This window comes from Microbacterium sp. SCPM-O-B-15248 (M128) (assembly GCF_058214835.1).
Window position 1 is genome coordinate 23,402 of the sequence record NZ_JBYQLI010000008.1, and the last position, 19,567, is coordinate 42,968.

At 70.2% G+C, this 19,567-nt stretch carries 19 protein-coding genes; 4 read left to right on the forward strand and 15 right to left on the reverse strand.

What is annotated here, in order from left to right:
- Position 1: 1 nt before the first annotated feature.
- From hisH to AC3E6M_RS13470, 4 genes are read right to left on the reverse strand one after another with little or no spacing between them, the layout of a single operon-like run.
- On the reverse strand, positions 2–649 hold the full coding sequence (gene hisH, locus AC3E6M_RS13455) for an imidazole glycerol phosphate synthase subunit HisH (RefSeq protein WP_490530214.1): 648 nt from the start codon (positions 647–649) through the stop codon (positions 2–4).
- Entirely contained in the window at positions 646–1,260 is a 615-nt protein-coding gene (gene hisB / locus AC3E6M_RS13460; RefSeq protein WP_138174388.1) for an imidazoleglycerol-phosphate dehydratase HisB, read from the reverse strand. Before hisB ends, hisH begins: the two co-directional genes overlap by 4 nt.
- Positions 1,257–2,351 carry a histidinol-phosphate transaminase gene (locus AC3E6M_RS13465; RefSeq protein ID WP_490530215.1) on the reverse strand — a complete coding sequence of 365 codons (1,095 nt, stop codon included), beginning with the start codon at positions 2,349–2,351 and terminating at the stop codon, positions 1,257–1,259. The genes hisB and AC3E6M_RS13465 overlap by 4 nt, the downstream gene beginning before the upstream one ends.
- Before the next feature lie 24 nt (positions 2,352–2,375).
- Positions 2,376–2,723: a LysM peptidoglycan-binding domain-containing protein gene (locus tag AC3E6M_RS13470; RefSeq protein WP_138174384.1), complete on the reverse strand. Its 348-nt coding sequence runs from the start codon at positions 2,721–2,723 to the stop codon at positions 2,376–2,378.
- A gap of 260 nt (positions 2,724–2,983) precedes the next feature.
- On the opposite strand from AC3E6M_RS13470, the gene lexA reads away from it, so the two are divergent.
- The 3 genes from lexA to AC3E6M_RS13485 all read left to right on the forward strand — a co-directional run bounded on the left by lexA (position 2,984) and on the right by AC3E6M_RS13485 (position 6,776).
- The gene (gene lexA / locus AC3E6M_RS13475; protein ID WP_138174382.1) at positions 2,984–3,673 is read left to right on the forward strand and encodes a transcriptional repressor LexA; all 690 of its coding nucleotides are present in this window, start codon (positions 2,984–2,986) and stop codon (positions 3,671–3,673) included.
- A 176-nt stretch (positions 3,674–3,849) separates the two neighbouring features.
- Complete coding sequence (locus tag AC3E6M_RS13480) at positions 3,850–4,839, forward strand: hypothetical protein (protein ID WP_138174380.1); 990 nt, start codon at positions 3,850–3,852, stop codon at positions 4,837–4,839.
- 50 nt (positions 4,840–4,889) lie between these two features.
- Positions 4,890–6,776 carry a S9 family peptidase gene (locus tag AC3E6M_RS13485; RefSeq protein ID WP_138174378.1) on the forward strand — a complete coding sequence of 629 codons (1,887 nt, stop codon included), beginning with the start codon at positions 4,890–4,892 and terminating at the stop codon, positions 6,774–6,776.
- A 76-nt stretch (positions 6,777–6,852) separates the two neighbouring features.
- Here the strand turns inward: AC3E6M_RS13485 and hflX are convergent, their stop codons facing one another.
- Entirely contained in the window at positions 6,853–8,370 is a 1,518-nt protein-coding gene (gene hflX / locus AC3E6M_RS13490; RefSeq protein ID WP_490530216.1) for a GTPase HflX, read from the reverse strand.
- An 88-nt stretch (positions 8,371–8,458) separates the two neighbouring features.
- Between hflX and AC3E6M_RS13495 the strand changes: the two genes are divergently transcribed.
- A complete protein-coding gene (locus AC3E6M_RS13495) occupies positions 8,459–9,103 on the forward strand; it encodes a class I SAM-dependent methyltransferase (RefSeq protein WP_138174374.1) in 645 nt (214 codons plus the stop codon).
- A gap of 60 nt (positions 9,104–9,163) precedes the next feature.
- Here the strand turns inward: AC3E6M_RS13495 and dapF are convergent, their stop codons facing one another.
- The 10 genes from dapF to AC3E6M_RS13545 all read right to left on the reverse strand — a co-directional run bounded on the left by dapF (position 9,164) and on the right by AC3E6M_RS13545 (position 19,504).
- Complete coding sequence (gene dapF, locus AC3E6M_RS13500) at positions 9,164–10,018, reverse strand: diaminopimelate epimerase (protein ID WP_490530217.1); 855 nt, start codon at positions 10,016–10,018, stop codon at positions 9,164–9,166.
- Between the two features lie 108 nt (positions 10,019–10,126).
- Complete coding sequence (gene miaA / locus AC3E6M_RS13505; protein WP_138174370.1) at positions 10,127–11,065, reverse strand: tRNA (adenosine(37)-N6)-dimethylallyltransferase MiaA; 939 nt, start codon at positions 11,063–11,065, stop codon at positions 10,127–10,129.
- Positions 11,062–12,612, reverse strand: a complete 1,551-nt coding sequence (miaB, locus tag AC3E6M_RS13510; protein ID WP_394529774.1) for a tRNA (N6-isopentenyl adenosine(37)-C2)-methylthiotransferase MiaB — start codon at positions 12,610–12,612, stop codon at positions 11,062–11,064. Before miaB ends, miaA begins: the two co-directional genes overlap by 4 nt.
- Positions 12,613–12,793: 181 nt before the next feature.
- Positions 12,794–13,576 (reverse strand): regulatory protein RecX, encoded by a 783-nt coding sequence (locus tag AC3E6M_RS13515; protein ID WP_138174366.1) that lies wholly within the window; start codon positions 13,574–13,576, stop codon positions 12,794–12,796.
- Positions 13,576–14,625 carry a recombinase RecA gene (gene recA / locus AC3E6M_RS13520; RefSeq protein ID WP_138174364.1) on the reverse strand — a complete coding sequence of 350 codons (1,050 nt, stop codon included), beginning with the start codon at positions 14,623–14,625 and terminating at the stop codon, positions 13,576–13,578. The genes AC3E6M_RS13515 and recA overlap by 1 nt, the downstream gene beginning before the upstream one ends.
- 369 nt (positions 14,626–14,994) lie before the next feature.
- Positions 14,995–15,219, reverse strand: a complete 225-nt coding sequence (locus tag AC3E6M_RS13525; RefSeq protein ID WP_138174362.1) for a DUF3046 domain-containing protein — start codon at positions 15,217–15,219, stop codon at positions 14,995–14,997.
- A 9-nt stretch (positions 15,220–15,228) separates the two neighbouring features.
- Positions 15,229–15,537 (reverse strand): helix-turn-helix domain-containing protein, encoded by a 309-nt coding sequence (locus AC3E6M_RS13530; RefSeq protein WP_138174360.1) that lies wholly within the window; start codon positions 15,535–15,537, stop codon positions 15,229–15,231.
- A gap of 168 nt (positions 15,538–15,705) precedes the next feature.
- Positions 15,706–16,233 (reverse strand): CinA family protein, encoded by a 528-nt coding sequence (locus AC3E6M_RS13535; RefSeq protein WP_138174358.1) that lies wholly within the window; start codon positions 16,231–16,233, stop codon positions 15,706–15,708.
- A complete protein-coding gene (gene pgsA / locus AC3E6M_RS13540) occupies positions 16,230–16,817 on the reverse strand; it encodes a CDP-diacylglycerol--glycerol-3-phosphate 3-phosphatidyltransferase (RefSeq protein ID WP_138174356.1) in 588 nt (195 codons plus the stop codon). Before pgsA ends, AC3E6M_RS13535 begins: the two co-directional genes overlap by 4 nt.
- Positions 16,817–19,504, reverse strand: coding sequence for a DNA translocase FtsK (locus AC3E6M_RS13545; RefSeq protein ID WP_394529776.1), 2,688 nt, complete (start codon positions 19,502–19,504; stop codon positions 16,817–16,819). Before AC3E6M_RS13545 ends, pgsA begins: the two co-directional genes overlap by 1 nt.
- Positions 19,505–19,567 lie beyond the last annotated feature (63 nt).

The window sequence follows — 19,567 nt, forward strand, 5'->3', positions numbered from 1 at the left end:
GTCACACAGTAGTCGCGCGCAGCCCGTCGATCCAATTCGCCAGCAGACGGATGCCGGCTTCCCCCGACTTCTCGGGGTGGAACTGGGTCGCCGCCAACGGACCGTTCTCGACCGCGGCGAGGAACGGCGCGCCGTACGTGCACCACGTCAACACCGGCTCGGGGAACGGCGGCGTGACCTCGAGCTGCCATTCTTGCGCGGCGTAGGAGTGGACGAAGTAGAACCGCTCGTCGCCGATGCCGTCGAACAGGCGAGAGCCCTCGCCGGCCGAAACCGTGTTCCACCCCATGTGCGGAAGCACCGGCGCCGCAAGTTCGGACACGGTGCCGGGCCACTCGCCCAGCCCTTCCGTGTCGGTCCCGCGTTCGATGCCACGCCCGAACATCACCTGCATCCCCACGCAGATGCCGAGCACCGGGCGACCTCCGGCGAGTCGACGATCGATGATCTCGCCGCCGCGGCTGGCGTTGAGCGCGTCCATCACGGCGCTGAAGGCCCCGACTCCGGGGACGAGCAGCCCGTCGGCGTCGAGGAGAAGGGAGCGATCGGAAGTCAAGCGCGCATCGGCCCCCGCCACGATGAGCGCCTTGACGGCCGAGTGGACGTTGCCCGAGCCGTAGTCGAGGACAGCGACGACGGGCTTGCTCACAGGGCGCCCTTGGTGCTCGGGATGCCGTCGACGAAGGGATCCAGGGCCTTGGCCTGGCGGAACGCACGGGCGAGGGCCTTGTACTCGGCCTCGGCGATGTGGTGCGGGTCGCGCCCGCCCAGGACGCGTACGTGCACCGTCAGTCCCGCGTGGATCGAGATGGCCTCGAACGAGTGGCGCACGAGCGAGCCGGTGAAGTGCCCGCCGATCAAGTGGTGCTCGAAGCCCGCGGGCTCTCCGGTGTGCACGAGATACGGACGTCCGCTGATGTCGACGACGGCCTGCGCGAGCGCTTCGTCCAGCGGAACGAGGGCATCGCCGTACCGGGCGATGCCGGACTTGTCACCGAGCGCCTGGCGGATCGCCTGACCGAGCACGATCGAGGTGTCCTCGACGGTGTGGTGCGCGTCGATGTGCGTGTCGCCTACGGAGGTGACGCGCAGGTCGGTGAGCGAGTGCTTCGCGAACGCCGTGAGCATGTGATCGAAGAACGGCACGCTCGTGGAGATCTCGCTCGCGCCGGTCCCATCGAGGTCGAGGGACAGCTCGACGCGCGACTCGCTCGTCTCGCGGACGATCGATGCGGTGCGGGGCGTGGCGGGGCCGGTCATGCTCGCGATCCTACCGAGGCCAGTGCATCCAGGAACGCGGTCGTCTCGTCGGCGGTACCCGCCGTGACGCGCAAGTGGTGAGCGATGCCCACGTCGCGGATGAGCACCCCGCGGTCATACAGCGCTTTCCACGTGGCCGCGGGGTCGTCGACCCCGCCGAAGAGCACGAAGTTCGTCCACGACTCGTGTGCCGTGTAGCCCAGTGCCGCCACCGTGGCCGAGATCCGGTCGCGCTGAGCGACGATCTCGTCGACCATCGACAGCATCGTGTCCGCATGCCCGAGCGCGGCCGTCGCCGCCGCCTGCGTCAGCGCGCTGAGGTGGTACGGCAGGCGGACCAGACGCAAGGCGTCGATGACCGCCGGGTCGGCGGCGAGATATCCCACCCGCGCGCCGGCGAATGCGAACGCCTTACTCATCGTGCGGGACACCACCAGGCGCGGGCGTCCGGGGAGGAGCGTCACCGCGGAGGGCTGGTCGTGCGGGGCGAACTCCTGGTACGCCTCGTCGACGATGACGATGCCGTCGGTCACGGCGTAGACCGCCTCGATCACGTCGAGACCGAGGGGCGTGCCCGTCGGGTTGTTCGGCGCACACAGGAAGACGACGTCGGGGTTCTCGCGCACGACCTGCTCGGCGGCGGAGGCCGGGCTGAGCGTGAAGTCGTGCTCGCGCTCCCCCGCGATCCATTCGGCACCGGTCGCCCGCGTCAGGATCGGATACATCGAGTAGCTGGGAGCGAAACCCATGGCCCGACGCCCTGGACCACCGAAGGCCTGGAGGATGTGCTGCAGGACCTCGTTCGACCCGTTGGCCGCCCAGATCTGCTCGCGGACGAGCCCGTGCCCCAGGTAGTCGGCGAACGCCTCGCGGAGACCGGTGAACTCACGGTCGGGATAGCGGTTGACGTCGCGCAGTGCGCGGGCGATGGCATCCAGGATGTCGTCGGCGACCTCGGAGGGAACGGGATGCGTGTTCTCGTTCACGTTGAGGGCGACAGGGAGTGCGGCTTGCGGGGCTCCGTACGGGGTCATGCCCCGCAAGTCGTCGCGAAGAGGCAGGTCATCGAGGCGCACGGTCACCTCACCCATCGTAGGCGGCGACGACGCCGGGGCTCACCTCCCGGCGACGTAGGCGGCCGGGATCGCGATGCGCTGGCCGGCCGCGACCGATGCGTCTTCGAGAGCGTTCAACCGCGTGATCTCTGCCACCACGTCGCGGGGGTCGGCACCCGGAGCGACGTCTTCGGCGATCGACCAGAGGGTTTCGCCGCTCATGACCGTGATCTCAGCGAACGCCCCCGCCGAGGCACCGCTGTCGTTCGACGCGAGCGCGGCTCCGCCGCCGACGACGGCGACGGATAGCGCGACAACGACCGGCAGAGCGGCGAGGAAAGCGAACACACGACGTCCGCGCGCGGTCAACCGCAGGCGGGTCGTGGGGGTGATGGCGATGCTGCTCATGATGTGCTCCTCGGTGGGGAGAGATTCGCACGCCACCCTCGGCCGGGAGGGTGGCTGTGCGAATCTGTATTCCGAATCTATATTCGATACTGCGGGACTGTCAAGACCAGGGCTATCGGAGACCGATCGAACGCGACACGCGGAGCGCTCCGCATCGATCGGGTCGTTCACCGGATACGGTTTCGACGAGGAGACCCCACCACGGACCTCCGACATTCGAATTTCCGCCGCTTCGACAGCGCGGTGCGAGGGGAGCACACATGACCGACGCGACGACCGCGGGCGGCCGCGAAAGACCGCAGACGCGGCGACGGAAGAGCCTCAGCGACAAGCAGCTGGCGATCCTCGAAGTCATCCAGCGCTCGATCGCGCGGCACGGGTATCCGCCGAGCATGCGCGAGATCGGCGACGCCGTGGGGCTGAAGTCGCTCTCGAGCGTCACGCATCAGCTCAACCAGCTGGAGCTGAGCGGATACCTGCGCCGCGACCCCGGAAAGACCCGCGCGATGGAGGTGCTGATCGACCTGCCCGGCACCGCCGCAGAGAACCCCGCCGACACCGCACCCGCCGTGGGCGACGCCGCCCTCGTCCCCCTGGTCGGCCGCATCGCCGCGGGCGTCCCCATCACCGCCGATCAGCAGGTCGAGGAGATCTTCCCCCTCCCCCGTCAGCTCGTCGGCAAGGGCGAGCTGTTCATGCTCAAGGTCTCGGGCGATTCCATGATCGACGCGGCCATCTGCGACGGCGACTGGGTCGTCGTCCGCACGCAAGCCACGGCCGAGAACGGTGAGATCGTCGCCGCGATGCTCGACGGCGAGGCCACGGTGAAGACGTTCCGCCGCCGCGACGGCCACACGTGGCTCCTCCCCCGCAACTCCGCCTTCGAGCCGATTCTCGGCGACGAGGCCGTCGTGCTCGGGCGCGTCGTCGCGGTGCTGCGGACGGTCTGACGCCGCCGACCGATACCGGAAGGCCGGATGCCACGCGAAGTGGCATCCGGCCTTCGTCGTTCGTCGACCCCGCCGACGGGTCGCCGCGCACGCGCCCACCGCCGGTTATGCACAGGCGCCGCAGCCGGAGCACCGGGGCCCCTACCATGACAGGACACATCGAGAGAGCGAGCGTCGTGACCTCCACCTCCCCCACCGGACAGCCGTCGCCCGAGCACTCCGTCGAGGTCCTCCCCGACATCGCCTCCGCGTCCCCACCGCCCCTCCCTCCGACCGGGCGCCGGCCCCGTACGGGCATCGTCGTGCTCTCGTGCCTGCTCGCGCTCGTCGCCGTCGCCGCTGGGCTCGGCATCCTGTGGCTGGCGATGCAGCTCGACGGCGCACGTTCGCAGATCACCGACCAGCGACAGCAGATCACCGACCAGCAGCGACAGATCGAGGAGCAACGCGAGCTGATCGACCGCAAGGAGCAGTTCGGTGCGGCCATGGCCGGCCTGTACGAGACGGTCGAGCCGCTTGTCGGGCTTCCCTTCGCGACGCTCGTCCCCTGGGCTCGCGTCGAGGAGTTCGCAGACCACGCGTGGATCCATCGGAGCAACGCCGACGCCCTGAGCAGGGACGTGGCCGAGGTCGAGGCATTCGCGACCGATCTGGCATCGCGCGCCGACGCGGCGCGTGTCCAGGGCGCGGCCAACGCGTCCGGAACGCCCTGGGAGTCGACCCTCGACTCGCTCGGTCGCGGCTGGGTGTCGATGGCCGTCGACGAGGGGGGCACGCCGTGCGGCGCCGACGCCCTGGCGTGCGTCTCGAGCACCGACCCCTTCACCGTGCGCGTCAACGGCGCGACGCGGACGGACGAGACGATGACGGACTGGATCCGCACCGGCATCGCGTACCACGAGTTCGCCCACGTCCTGCAGTTCACGAACCCCGAAGCCACCCAGAGCGCCCTCCCCGCGTTCGCCGGTGATGTCGAGACGATGGCGGACTGCTACGCGCTCACCTTCCTCGACGGGTGGTCGCTGGAGCACGAGGTCCCCATCGACGAGTTCTCGTACTGGGAGGTGAGCGTCGGCTACGGCTACACCTGCGACGACAGCCAGCGGCAGATCGTCCGAGACTGGGCCGCCGGCCTCGGCATCGTGCGGCAACCCGTCGGGGGCTGAGCCCGTGCCGCCGCGCGACCGTGTCCGCCCCCGTCCGTAGGGTGGATGCCATGCCCTCGACGCTCCCCTACGGTTCCTGGCCCTCTCCCCTCTCCCCCGAGCGCGTCGCGCAGTCGTCGCCCCGCATCGACGGGGCGCGGATCGTCGGGGACGAGATCTGGTGGGGCGAATCCGTTCCGAGCGAAGGCGGCCGCGTCGCCGTTCGCCGTCGACGCGCCGACGGCGCGGTCGAGACCGTGCTGCCGGCGCCCGCGAATGCGCGCTCCTCGGTGCACGAGTACGGCGGCGGCGCCTGGACGGCCTCCGACGACGGCGAGCTCTACTACGTCGAGAAGACCGATCAACGCGTCTACGCGCTCGCTCCCGGCGGCGAGCCACGACCCCTGACCCCGGCCTCCGCCGGCGTACGGCACGGCGGACTGTCCTGGCAGCACGGCTCGCTGCTGGCGGTACGCGAGGTCCACGGCGAGGCCCGGGTCCCGGCCCGCGCCATCGTGCGGATCCCGCTCGACGGCTCCGAGGCCGAGATCCTCGCCGAGGGCAGCGATTTCCTGGTCCACCCCGCGCTTTCGCCGGACGGGCGACGACTGGCCTGGACGGCGTGGAATCACCCCGACATGCCGTGGGATGCCACGACCGTGCGTGTCCGCGACCTCGCGACGGGTACCGTGCGCGAGCTCGCGGGCGGTGCGCGTCGCGCGCCCCTCCAGCCGGTGTGGATGGCCGACGACGAGCTGCTGTACACCGACGACCCCGACGGGCGCTGGAATCTCTTCCGGCTGCGCATCGGCGAGGACCCGCAGGCCGTGGCCCCGGCCGACGCCGACACCGGGGGTGGAGTGTGGGTGCTGGGCACGCGGTGGTTCGGGGCGACTTCGGACGGCCGCATCGTGGCGGTCCGCACCGATGGCGCCGACGAGGTCGTCGAGATCGCCCCGAGCGGCGTGCGCCCCCTCGACGTGCCCGTGTGCGCGGGTGCCTCGATCGACGACGTCCGCGGATCGCGCGCCCTCGTCTCCGGCTCCGACGCGACGGGCCTCGCCGGCCTGTGGGTGATCGACCTCGACTCGGGAGACGCCGAGCTCGTCACCGGCGGCGACCACCCGGGGATCGAATGGATGCCGGTCGCCCGTGCTCTGACGGCGGAGGGGCCGCACGGTCCGGTGCACGCGTTCGCGTACGCCCCGACCAGCCCCGACCACGTCGGCCCCGCCGACGAGCGTCCTCCCTACGTCGTCCTCGTGCACGGCGGTCCCACCTCGCACGTGGGCCCATCGCCGTCGGTGAAGACCGCGTTCTTCACCAGCCGCGGCATCGGGGTGCTCGACGTCAACTACGGCGGGTCCACCGGCTACGGTCGCGCGTATCGCGAGCGGTTGCGCGGCCAGTGGGGCGTCGTCGATGTCGACGACGTCGCCGCCGCGGCATCCGCCCTCGCCGACGCGGGTCTCGCCGACCCCGCGCGCCTCGCGATCGCGGGCGGGTCGGCGGGCGGGTGGACGGTGCTGGCCGCCGTCACGAACACCGAGGTGTTCTCGGCCGGCATCTCGCGCTATGGCGTCGGGGATGCCCGCGCGCTGGCCGAAGACACCCACGACTTCGAGGCGCGCTACCTCGACGGCCTCATCGGAGCGCTCCCCGAGGCCGAGGCGGTCTACATCGAGCGATCACCGCTGTCGCATCCCGAGCGGTTCCGGGTTCCGCTGCTGATCCTGCAGGGCACCGAAGACCGTGTCGTTCCCCCCTCGCAAGCCGAAGCCATCCGCGACGCGCTCGTCGAACACGGCGTCGCGCACGCCTACGTCCTGTACGAGGGCGAGGGCCACGGCTTCCGTCGGGCCGAGACCGTCGTGGACTCCCTGCAACGCGAGTTGGGCTTCCTCGGCGCGGTGTTCGGTTTCGAGACGCCCGGAATCCCGACGCTCGCCCTCGACTGACGCGCTCATCGGGGCATCGCGCCCGCGCAGACGACCACCGCCGAGACGTCGGCGGGGGTCTTCTGCGCGGGGGGTGTCAGCCGGAGAACGGCGCGAGTTCGGCCGCGAGTCGCGCACCGACGTGCGCGTGAAGGAACGTGCCCTGCTCACGATGCTCCTGCGCGAGGATGAGGCCGGTCTCGTGCACCGCCGAGACCAGATCGCCGCGGTCGTAGGGCACGACCGCCTGCACCTCGACCGCCGGCAGCGGCAGGGCCTCCTCGATCGCGGCGCGCAGCTCGTCGATGCCCTCGCCCGTGCGCGACGACACGAACAGCGCCGCGGGAGCGAGGCCCCGGAGCACCAGACGATCATCGGGGCCGAGGAGGTCGGCCTTGTTGAACACCACGATCTCGTGGCCGAAATCGGCGTGCACGTCGCCCATCACGTCGCGCACCGTCGACAGCTGCGCCGCCGGATCGGGATGCGACGCGTCGACGACGTGCAGGATGACGTCGGCGTCGCCCACCTCTTCCAGCGTGGAGCGGAAGGCCTCGACGAGCTGATGCGGCAGGTTCCGCACGAAGCCCACCGTGTCGGTGAAGGTGTAGACGCGCCCGTCGGTCGTCTCGGAGCGGCGGACGGTGGCATCCAGGGTCGCGAACAGGGCGTTCTCGACCAGCACACCGGCGCTGGTGAGGCGGTTGAGCAGACTCGACTTCCCGGCGTTGGTGTACCCCGCGATCGCGACCGAGGGGATCGTGTTCCGTTTGCGCTCCGCGCGCTTCGCCTCGCGGGCCGGGGCGAAGTCGCGCAGCTGCTTGCGCAGCAGCGCCATCTTCGTGCGGATCCGGCGGCGGTCGAGCTCGATCTTGGTCTCACCCGGACCGCGCGACCCCATACCCGCGCCGCCCGCGCCGACCTGTCCACCGGCCTGGCGCGACATCGAGTCACCCCACCCGCGCAGACGCGGGAGCAGGTACTCGAGCTGCGCGAGCTCGACCTGAGCCTTGCCTTCGCGGCTCTTCGCGTGCTGGCTGAAGATATCGAGGATCACGGTCGTCCGATCGATGACCTTGACCTTCACGACATCCTCCAGCGCGCGCCGCTGACTGGGGGCCAGCTCGGTGTCGGCGATCACGGTGTCAGCGCCGACCGCCGCGACGATGTCGCGCAGCTCCGCCGCCTTGCCCCGTCCGACGTACGTCGCCGGGTCCGGGTGCGGACGCCGCTGCAGCACGCCGTCGAGCACGACGGCGCCGGCGGTCTCGGCCAGCGCAGACAGCTCGCGCAGCGAGTTCTCGGCATCCGCCTGCTCGCCCTGCGGGTGCACGCCGACGAGCACGACGTTCTCGAGTCGCAACTGGCGGTACTCGACCTCGGTGACGTCCTCGAGCTCGGTGGAGAGCCCCGGAACACGGCGCAGCGCTGCGCGTTCCTCGCGATCCCACTGATCGCCGTCGGTCGATCCGCCGTACGCGGTGGCGGCGTCCTGGAGGGCCTGCGCCGCACCGAAGACCCGGACCCCTCGGTGCGCTTCGGCGCGCGAGAGCACCCGGTCGACCGGATCCACCGGCGACTCGTCGGTGCTCGGGGGTGTGGTGTGTTCGGTCATGTGTTCCTTTCGTCCGCGGTCGATGCCGCGGCATCCTCGCACTTTAGTCGCCCCCACGTCCGGGGCTCCGTTCCGCTACGCTTCCGGCATGGGCAGCGAGCACTATTTCAGCGCGTCGCCATCGAGTCCCGAGCAGTTCCGCCGCCTCCGAGTGAGCCTCGCCGGGCGTGAGCTCGAGGTGGTCACCGCGGGTGGAGTCTTCAGCCCCGACCGTCTGGATGCCGGGACATCGGTGCTGCTGGCGAACACCCCCGCCCCGCCGTCCGGCGGGAACTTCCTCGACCTGGGGAGCGGGTGGGGTCCGATCACGCTGAGCCTCGCCCTGGACGCTCCGCACGCGACCGTCTGGGCCGTCGACGTCAACGAACGCGCACTCGACCTCGTGAGGCAGAACGCGCAACTGCTCGGCCTCGACAACATCAACGCCGTGCGGCCCGAAGATGTTCCCACGGACATCTCCTTCCGCACCATCCGCTCCAACCCGCCCATCCGCGTCGGCAAGAACGAGCTGCACGGGATGCTCGAGCAGTGGATCCCCCGGCTCGAGGACCGCTCCGACGGCTGGTTCGTCGTGCAGCGCAACCTCGGCTCCGACTCCCTGCAGCGGTGGCTCTCGGCGACCTTCCCGACAGGGTTCTCGGTGCACCGCGCGGCGACCGCCCGCAGCTACCGCGTGCTGCGCGTGCGCCGTCACGGCTCCCCGCCGAGCGAACCCATCGCCGTCATCTCCTGACGCCCCCGTTCGTCCGCGAACGGGCCCGTGGCGGGCAGACGACGCGCGCCACGACGGCGTTCAGGCGAGGGCGACCTCGCCGGTGAAGACGAGGGATGCCGGGCCCGAGAGGTACACGCGGCCGTCGGCGGTGCGCACCCCCAGAGTGCCACCGCGAGTGTCGACGACCCAGGAGTCCGGCGCGGCCGAACCCGCCCAGTGCCGGACGGCGAGAGCAGCGGCGGCGACACCCGTTCCACAGCTGAGCGTCTCGCCGACACCGCGTTCGAACACCCGCATGCTGATCGCGCCGACACCCTCGTGGACGAGCGGATCGGCGGGCACCACGAACTCGACGTTCGCGCCGCGGGCCGGTGCGGGGTCGAGAACCGGCTGGTAAGCGAGCTCGAGGCCGTCGAGCTCGCTGTCCGACGACAGAGCGACGACGACGTGAGGATTGCCGACGTCGACGCCCACACCGGGGCGGGCCACCGGGAGCCCCTTGGCCCGCACGAGCACGTCGCCCGGCTCGATGCGGAACTCCCCCAGGTCGACTTCGAAGCCGCGGTCGCTGCGCGTGAGCGTCTTCACCCCGGCACGCGTGCCGATGCGCAGCCCCCCGGTGATGTCGGCGAGACCCGTGTCCGTAAGGTAGCGGGCGAACACGCGCGTGCCGTTGCCGCACATCTCCGCCTTCGATCCGTCGGCGTTGCGGTAGTCCATGAACCACTCGGCGCCGGAGGCGGCGACATCCGCCCCCTCGGCGATGGCCGCCGAGCGCACGACGCGCAGCAGCCCGTCGGCGCCGATGCCGAAGTGGCGATCGCAGAGGATCGCGACCTGGTCATCCGAGAGGTCGAGCTCGCCGTCCGGGTCGGACACGACCACGAAGTCGTTGCCGGTGCCGTGGCCCTTGGTGAACGCGAGAGTCGCCATGCGCCCAGTCTAGGCAACGGCGTCCGAGGGCCGCCCGTCGCCGTTCGGCCTCGGCGATCGCCGCGCGACCGAGCCCCTGTTCGCGGTCGCACGCCCGGATCCGTGCGGTCAGCCCTCGACCTCGGCTGCGAGGGCGTCGGCGTCGGCCGTCCGGGCATCGACCCACCGCGCGTCGGCATAGCGCCGGAACCAGGACACCTGTCGGCGGGCGTAGCGACGCGTGAGCGCCTGCGTCTGGGCGATCGCCTCGTCGCGAGTGACCTCGCCGCGCAGCTCGGCGAGAGCCTGCGCGTACCCGATCGCCCGGGCGGCGGTGGCCCCGCGCTCGAGACCGTCGCGCCGGAGCGCGGCAACCTCGTCGAGCAGCCCATCCGCCCACATGCGCTCCACTCGCGCGTCCAGCAGACCGACGAGCTGGTCGCGCTCGAAGGCGGTGCCGAGGATCGACGTCGACGGATGCCAGAAGGCCGGCGCCTCGGGAAGGGCACCGCCGTGCGTGTCCGCGCCTTGCGCGAGCACTTCGAGGGCGCGCACGACGCGGCGTCCGTTGCGCGGGTCGATGCGCTCGGCTGCGGTGGGATCCGCCGCACGGAGCCGCTCGAACAGAGCACCGGGACCGAGTCGGTCGAGCAACGCCTCGAGTTCCGCCCGCACGGACGCGTCGCGGGGTGGAAAGCGGAAATCCCAGAGGACGCCCGAGACATAGAGACCGGAGCCTCCGACGAGGATCGCGTCGGCGCCGCGCCCGTGAATCGCCGAGATCGCCTCGCGCGCCGCCACCTGGTACCACGCGACCGCGGCCTCGTCCGTCACCTCGAGCGCGTCGAAGAGGTGGTGCGGGATGCCACGCCGCTCGGCGACCGGGAGCTTGGCGGTACCGATGTCCATCCCGCGGTACAGCTGCATGGCATCCGCGTTGACGATCTCGGCGGGGCGACCGCGACGTCCGAGTGCCTCGGCGAAGTCGAGCGAGAGCCCGGTCTTCCCCGTCCCGGTCGCTCCGACGATCGCCCACAGTCGCGGTGCGGCGACCTCGTCCGCGGTCACCCGCCGATGCGCAGCGTCGGCAGGCCCAGCGAGACGGCGCGAACGGTGCCCTCGTCGGCGGTCGAGGCGGGCACGCCGCACGACTCCGCCTGCGAACGGTCCCAGGCGTCGCCGGCGCGTGTCCGGCGGATCCGCAGCGGCTCGCCCGCGGGAGCGTCCGCGAGCAGGTGGAAGGGTGCGGCGTGGGTGACCACGACCGAGACGACGTCACCGGGGCGCGGCAGCACGGACCCGTCGGGCACCTCGAAGTGCACGAGACGATTGTCTTCGGCGCGACCGGTGAGGCGGCGGGTCGCGGCATCCTTCTTGCCCTCGCCCGCGGAGACCAGCACCTCGAGCGCACGCCCGAGCTGCTTCTGGTTCTCTTCGAGCGAGATGCGCTCCTGCAGAGCCACGAGTCGTTCGTAGCGCTCTTGCACGACGGCCTTGGGCACCTGGTCCTCCATCGTGGCGGCCGGTGTGCCCTCACGGATCGAGTACTGGAAGGTGAACGCGCTGGCGAAGCGCGAGGCCTCGACGACACGCATCGTCTCGTCGAAGTCGGCATCCGTCTCGCCCGGGAAGCCCACGATGATGTCGGTTGTAATCGCCGCGTGCGGGATGCGCTCGCGGACGCGGTCCAGGATACCGAGGAAACGCTCGCTGCGGTACGACCGGCGCATCGCCTTGAGGATGCGGTCCGAACCGGACTGCAGAGGCATGTGCAGCTGCGGCATGACCGCCGGCGTCTCGGCCATCGCGGCGATGACGTCGTCGGTGAACGCCGCCGGGTGAGGGCTCGTGAAGCGGATCCGCTCCAGGCCCTCGATCTCGCCCGCCGCGCGCAGCAGCTTGCCGAACGCAAGACGGTCACCGAACTCGACCCCGTAGGAGTTGACGTTCTGGCCCAGCAGCGTGACCTCGATCGCTCCGTCGTCGACGAGCAGCCGGATCTCGTTCAGGATGTCGCCGGGACGACGGTCCTTCTCTTTGCCGCGCAGGCTCGGCACGATGCAGAAGGTGCACGTGTTGTTGCAGCCGACCGAGATGGACACCCAGCCGCTGTGCACCGAGTCGCGCTTGGTGGGCAGGGTGGACGGGAAGATCTCGAGGGACTCGAGGATCTCGAGCTCGGCCTCGCCGTTGTGGCGCGCCCGCTCCAGCATTCCGGGCAGCGACCCCATGTTGTGCGTTCCGAAGACGACATCGACCCACGGCGCCTTCTGCTGGACGGCGTCCTTGTCCATCTGGGCGAGGCACCCGCCGACGGCGATCTGCATGCCGCCGTGAGCGTCCTTGCGCGACTTCAAGTGGCCAAGCGTGCCGTACAGCTTGCCCGCGGCGTTGTCACGCACGGCACACGTGTTGATCACGACGACGTCGGCGTCGGCGCCGGCGTCGGCGCGCACGTACCCGGCGCTTTCGAGCGAGCCCGACAGGCGCTCGGAGTCGTGGACGTTCATCTGACAGCCGAACGTGCGCACCTCGTAGGTGCGGGCACGACCGTCGGCTGCGACAGCAGCGGCGGACGGCGCGATCAGCGTCGGCGTGGATACGGGGGTCGTCATGATGCGTGCCATTCTAAGCGCCGCTCGCGCCGGTGCCGGGGTCCGTGCACCCGAGCCCGTGCCGGCGTACGCCCCGAGCCCGCGTCGGAGTCCACCCCACGCCGGGCGGCGGAGGGCCGTGCGGATTCGGACGGCACGACCGTGTCATTGCCGGCGTGCGCTCCGCCGGCGCGGAGACGGCTCAGTCGTCGGGGGTGAAGCGCACACCCGAGGGGGCGGGACGAGTGAAGGGCGCACGACGCACACCGGCTTCCGCCAGTGCCTGACGCGCTGCGTCGAGCGATACCGAAGAGGAGTAGCCGCGACGGGCCAGCTGGCCCGCGAGGCGCCGCAGGCTGGCGTCGTAGTCCTTGCCGCTCACACCGCGGATCTTGGATCGCGCGAACTCCAGAGCCCGCTCGGCATCGTCGTCGGGGAGCTCGGCGACGGCGGCGTCGGCCACCTCGCGTGGGATCCCCCGCTTGCGGAGCGTCTGGACGACTGCCCGACGGCCCTGGCCACGTCGCTCGATGGCGGTCATGGCCAGTTGCTCGGCGAAGGCCTCGTCGTTCAGGTAACCGAGGTCGACGAACTTCGCCACGACCTCGTCGACGATCGCCTCATCCGCACCCTCGACCTCGCGGACGACCGCGCCCGCCTCGACCAGAGAAAGCGAGCGTCCGCGGAGCCTCCGCAGGAGCAGCGCTTCCGCCCGGTCGCGGATCTCATCCGGCGAGTCGACAGCGACGCCCGCGTCATTGATCTCGCCCGTACTGTCGCCCGGAAGCGTCCACCGTGCGCGTGCGCGACCCGCACCTGGTCGCGTCTCGCCAGACGCGCCGTCATGCGGCGGTTTCGCCTCGCGTTCCCGCGCACCGAACAGAGGGATCACGGGGGCGAGAGCGTCCTCGACCGCGCCGCCGCCCGCGCCGCGGCCCGAGAGTGTCTCGGATCCACGGCCCGGGCGGCCTGCGTCGTCGATCATCAGGCGGGGCGGCGGGCGGCCAGCTCGTCGGTGGTCGGCGCCGCCGCGGGGGCGACACCGATGCCGAGCTTGGTCTTGATCTTCGACTCGATCTCAGCCGCGACGTCGGGGTTCTTGATGAGGAACCCGCGGGCGTTCTCTTTGCCCTGGCCCAGCTGCTCGCCGTCGTAGGTGTACCAGGCACCGGACTTCTTCACGATGCCGTGCTCGACACCGAAGTCGATGAGGCTTCCCTCGCGGGAAATACCCACGCCGTAGATGATGTCGAACTCGGCCTGCTTGAAGGGCGGCGCCATCTTGTTCTTGACGACCTTCACGCGAGTGCGGTTACCGACCGCCTCGGTGCCGTCTTTCAGGGTCTCGATTCGACGGATGTCGAGACGGACCGAAGCGTAGAACTTCAACGCCTTTCCACCGGCGGTGGTCTCGGGGGACCCGAAGAACACACCGATCTTCTCGCGCAACTGGTTGATGAAGATCGCCGTCGTCTTGGTGGTGTTCAGCCCACCCGTGAGCTTGCGGAGTGCCTGCGACATCAGACGGGCCTGGAGACCGACGTGGGAGTCACCCATCTCGCCCTTGATCTCGGCCTCGGGAACGAGGGCGGCGACGGAGTCGATGACGACGAGGTCGATGGCGCCGGAACGGATCAGCATGTCGGCGATCTCGAGCGCCTGCTCACCGGTATCGGGCTGCGACACCAGAAGCGCATCGATGTCGACGCCGAGCTTCTTGGCGTACTCGGGGTCGAGCGCGTGCTCGGCGTCGATGAAGGCGGCGATACCCCCGGCGCGCTGCGCGTTGGCGATCGCATGCAGGGTGAGCGTCGTCTTACCCGACGACTCCGGACCGTAGATCTCGATGATGCGGCCGCGGGGAAGCCCGCCGATCCCCAGAGCGGCGTCGAGGGCGATGGAACCCGTCGGGATGGTCTCGATCGGGGCGCGCTCGTCGCTGCCCAGGCGCATGACCGAGCCCTTTCCGAACTGACGGTCGATCTGGGCGAGGGCCGACTCGAGGGCCTTCTCGCGTTCTGCGGGTGAGGGCATGACGTCTTCTTTCTGCTCGCGTTCCGTCGCCTATAGGCTGTCGCGTTCTCCACCGACGGTGGAGATTCCCGACAAGGCGTTCAGAGTGTCGTTCGACTTCGCCCACGTTAGGGAGGGCCTCCGACATCGGCGGAGGAAACCCGACCTTCTGGGGACGAACCCGCTCGAAACTCCGATGTGCAGGAGCCTACGCGGATATCGAACGAAGATTCGATAACACGCCGGTTCCGGCGAGTCGACTACCGAACTCGTCCCGCATCCACCCGTGCCCCGGGCGTCCAGCTGCGCCCGTCATCCGCGCAGGGGACAATGCGGGCGGGCCACGAGCCCACGGCATCCGCGGGCGCGCCGCAAGCGGGCCCGAGGGGATCAGCGTTGCCGCGGGTCGAGACGTCCGACGCCGTAGCGGCGATCCCGCGGAACGTCGGTCTCTTCGCAGAGCGCGAGCCACACCTCACGCGGATCGACGCCCGCGGCGAGGGCATCGGCACTCGTGCGCCCGCCCACGGCGGACAGCACGAGATCGGTCATCAAAGAACCGCCCCGAGGTCCGAACTCGTCGGCGACGGCACGATCGAACTCACTTCGACGCATGCAGAGACGTCAGTGCAGGGAGAGCTCGGGCTCGACCGCCGCGACCAGATCGTCGGGGACGACATCGGGGAAGGTCTGCAAACCTTCGAGGACCGACAGTCGGTCGCCGACCTCGCGCATGATCGTCGAGATGGGGACATCGAGGGCCTCGGCGACGGACGCGAGGATCTCGCTCGACGCCTCCTTCTGACCGCGTTCGACCTCGCTGAGGTACCCCAGCGCGACACTCGCGCGGCTGGCGACCTGACGAAGGGTGCGGCCCTTCTGCTGGCGGAGCTCACGCAGGACTTCGCCGATCTCTTGACGGACCAGGATCATGTGAACCCCTCCTCACTGCAGATTCCCCCGCTGTCCGGGTGGACAACGGTACAACACCGTTCCAGGTCACCCTAATGCCGCGCGCTGGGCACTGGATGGGAATCGCTCTCAAACAACCGGCGTGTGACGCCGTTTGTTCCCTCCGCCGGGCGTGTCGAGAACGGATGGTCAGAGGGCGGCGAGAGCACGGCGGATGGCGATGTGGCTCGCCTCACGCCGGATGCGATCCCGGTCGCCCGAGATCACGAGGGAATCCACGCGCGTCCCGAGTGGAGTGGAGACGGCGATGTGCACGGTGCCGACCGGCTGCCCGTCCTGCTCATCCGGGCCGGCGACCCCGGTCGTGGCGATTCCGACGTCGGCCGGCGTCCCGTCGCGTCCCAGGACCTCGCGAACGCCCCGCGCCATCTGCCGGGCGACGCGCGGGTGGACGGCACCGTGCGCCTCGAGCAGGGCGGGATCGACGCCGAGGACGCTGTTCTTGACGTCGGTGGCGTAGGCCACCACGCCTCCCCGGACCACACGCGAGGCTCCCGGAACGTCGACGAGAGAGGACACGATCATGCCGCCGGTGAGCGACTCCGCGACCGCGATCGTCCACCCGAGCTCGGCGAGCCGGTCGAGGAGCACCGCGGCGCTCTCACGCGGATCACGGACGAGCGTCTCGTCGAGATCGTCGGGGACGCCGTCGATCATCGGGCGCTCCGCTTCGCGCGGGCTCCTCGCACCTCCGAGATGACGTAGTCGATCCCCGAGGCGATGGTGAGGACCACGGCGATCGTCATGGTCACCACCCCGGCCCACCACACCGTCGACTGCCACACCGCGGCCTCGGAGAGCGAGGCCAACGGCAGCAGGGCGATCGACAGCGCCACGGCCTGCGCCACCGTCTTCAGCTTGCCCATCCAGGCGGCCGCCAGGACGTGGTCGCTCACGACCAGGAATCGGTAGATCGTGATGCCGATCTCGCGGACCAGCACGAGGATCGTCACCCACCAGTCCAGCTCGCCGAGGATCGACAACCCGACGAAGGCCACTCCCGTGAGCGCCTTGTCGGCGATCGGGTCGAGGAGCTTGCCGAGGTCGCTGACGATCTCGTAGCGGCGGGCGATGTACCCGTCGATGCCATCGGTCGCGATCGCGACGATGAAGACGACGGCCGCAGCCCACCGCAGCCCTCCCCCGGCGCCTCCGTCGGCGAGGAGCATCCACAGGAAGACCGGGGCGCACAGGATGCGGGCGATCGTGATCGCGTTGGGCACCTGCGGATGCACTCTCATCAGTCACGTCCCGTCAGTTGCCAGGCGTCTTCCGAGCCTTCGTCGTCCTCGGCCACCGGGATGCCGTCGTACTGGGACTCCACGGCATCGGGGCCGTAGCGGTCGTCGTCGGCCGCCACGGGCGGTTCCTCGCCGCGCAGGCGCGCCAGGACACTCGGCAATTGTTCGTTCGTCACGAGGACGTCACGGGCTTTCGAGCCCTCGGACGGGCCGACGATCTCGCGCGACTCGAGGAGGTCCATGAGGCGCCCCGCCTTGGCGAAGCCGACCCGGAGCTTGCGCTGCAGCATCGAGGTCGATCCGAACTGCGTCGAGACGACGAGCTCGGCTGCCGCCAGCAGCAGTTCGAGGTCGTCACCGATGTCGGCGTCGATCTCTTTCTTCTCGGCCGCGGCCTGGACGTCGGAACGGTACTCCGGACGCGCCTGCTGCGTGACGTGGGCGACGACGCGCTCGATCTCCTGCTCACTGACCCACGCGCCCTGCACACGCAGGGCCTTGGAGGCACCCATCGGCAGGAACAGACCGTCGCCCTGACCGATGAGGCGATCGGCGCCGGGCTGGTCGAGGATGACCCGCGAGTCCGTGACGCTCGTGACGGCGAACGCGAGGCGGGACGGCACGTTGGCCTTGATGAGACCCGTGACGACGTCGACCGAAGGGCGCTGCGTCGCGAGCACGAGGTGGATACCGCTCGCGCGGGCGAGCTGCGTGATGCGGACGATCGAGTCCTCGACGTCGCGCGGCGCGACCATCATGAGGTCGGCGAGCTCGTCGACGACCACCAGCAGGTAGGGGTACGGCTTGAGGACGCGCTCGCTTCCCGCCGGGAGCTGGATCTCGCCCGCCACGACGGCCTTGTTGAAGTCGTCGATGTGACGGAAGCCGAACGACGCCAGGTCGTCGTACCGCATGTCCATCTCTTTCACGACCCACTGGAGCGCCTCGGCGGCCTTCTTCGGGTTCGTGATGATGGGCGTGATGAGGTGAGGAACACCGGCGTAGGAGGTCAGCTCGACGCGCTTGGGGTCGATGAGCACCATCCGCACCTCGGACGGCTTCGCGCGCATCAAGAGGCTCGTGATCATCGAGTTCACGAAGCTCGACTTGCCCGAGCCGGTGGAACCGGCCACGAGGAGGTGCGGCATCTTGGCGAGGTTGGCGACGACGAAGCCACCACCCACGTCTTTTCCGACGCCGATCGTCATGGGGTGCGTCGAGGCCGCCGCGGCATCCGATCGCAGGATGTCGCCGAGGGTGACGATCTCACGGTCGGCGTTGGGAATTTCGACGCCGATCGCACTCTTGCCGGGGATCGGCGCGAGGATGCGCACTTCGTTGGAGGCGACCGCGTACGCGATGTTGTTGGTGAGCGCGGTGATGCGCTCGACCTTGACACCGGGACCGACCTCGATCTCGTACTGGGTCACCGTCGGGCCGCGCGAGAACCCGGTGACGCGAGCGTCGACCTTGAACTGCTCCATGACGCTCTCGATCGCGCGCACGACGGCATCGTTGGCTGCTGACCGCTCCTTCGGCGGCGTGCCGGCGGCGAGGGCGCTCACCGCCGGGAGCCGGTAGTTCGCCGACGGGGGCAGCCCCGCGTTGTCTCCGCCGAGTCCCGAGATCCCCGGGAGGTCGTCGGTCTCGGTCTCGGCCGTCGGCGAGTCATCCTGCAGCCCGCGTCCGGTGGGGATCCCCGCCAGCGCCGAGGGGTCGATGACCTCGGTGAGCGCGTCGGGGGCGGGAGGGAGGGGCGGGCGTGCCGGCGGGGCCGCCGGGGCGGTGGGTGTCACGACCGCCGACTCGAAACCGCCCTGGGGGGTTCCCGGAGTCAGCAGGGAGGTGAGGTCGTCGGAGCCGAGCTGTCCGTCGACGTCTTCTTCGCGGCCGGACTTGTTGCGTCGCCACCACGGCATCGACTTCTCTGCGGTCGCCTCGTCGTCGGCATCCGCGGGGAGGACCGCCGTTGTCGCGTCCTTCTCGACGCGTTCGGCGCCGAACATCCACGCGTAGAGGTCGCCGAGACGTCGGCCGATGCGGTTCGGCGGGGTCTTGGTGAGGATGAGGATGCTGAGGATCGTCAGCAGCGACAGCGCGATGTAGGCGCCCACGTCCCTCACCACGAGGGCGAGCGGCTCCCCGCTCAGCCAACCGGCGAGACCGCCCGCGAGACTGAGTGTCGGCAGCCCCGCGCTGGGCGCGGGACGCCCGCCAGCGACGTGGCAGAATCCCGCCATCGCGATGACGAACAGGGCGAAGCCGATGCCGATGCGGCCGTTGTCGTGCACCGAGGAGGGATGCCGGAACAGCCACCCGGCGAGCAGGAGCAGCAGCACGGGGAAGACGAAAGCCACGCGGCCGATGAGTCCGCCGAAGCTGTAGGCGCTGATCGTGGCCGCGACATCGGTGCCGATGAAGAACCACTCGACCACGGCACCGACGGCGGCGAGCAGCACGAGGAGGAACGGGAATCCGTCGCGCCGCTGATCGCGCTCGAGGGTCTCGGGCCCGAAGACGCGGAACATCCCGCCGACGCCGTGAGCCAGCGCCATCCAGGCGCGGACGGCGAACGGCGGTTTCTCGGGCTCGTCGACGTACCGCTTGGGCGCGGGCGCCGACGCTTTCGGACGCGCCTGTCCCTTCGCGGGAGCGCGACCGCCGGACGTGGACGTACTGCGGGCCATTCCTCCACGGTAGGCGGGGTGTCCGACATTCGTGCGGACCGACGCGGGGTTCGAGACAGGACC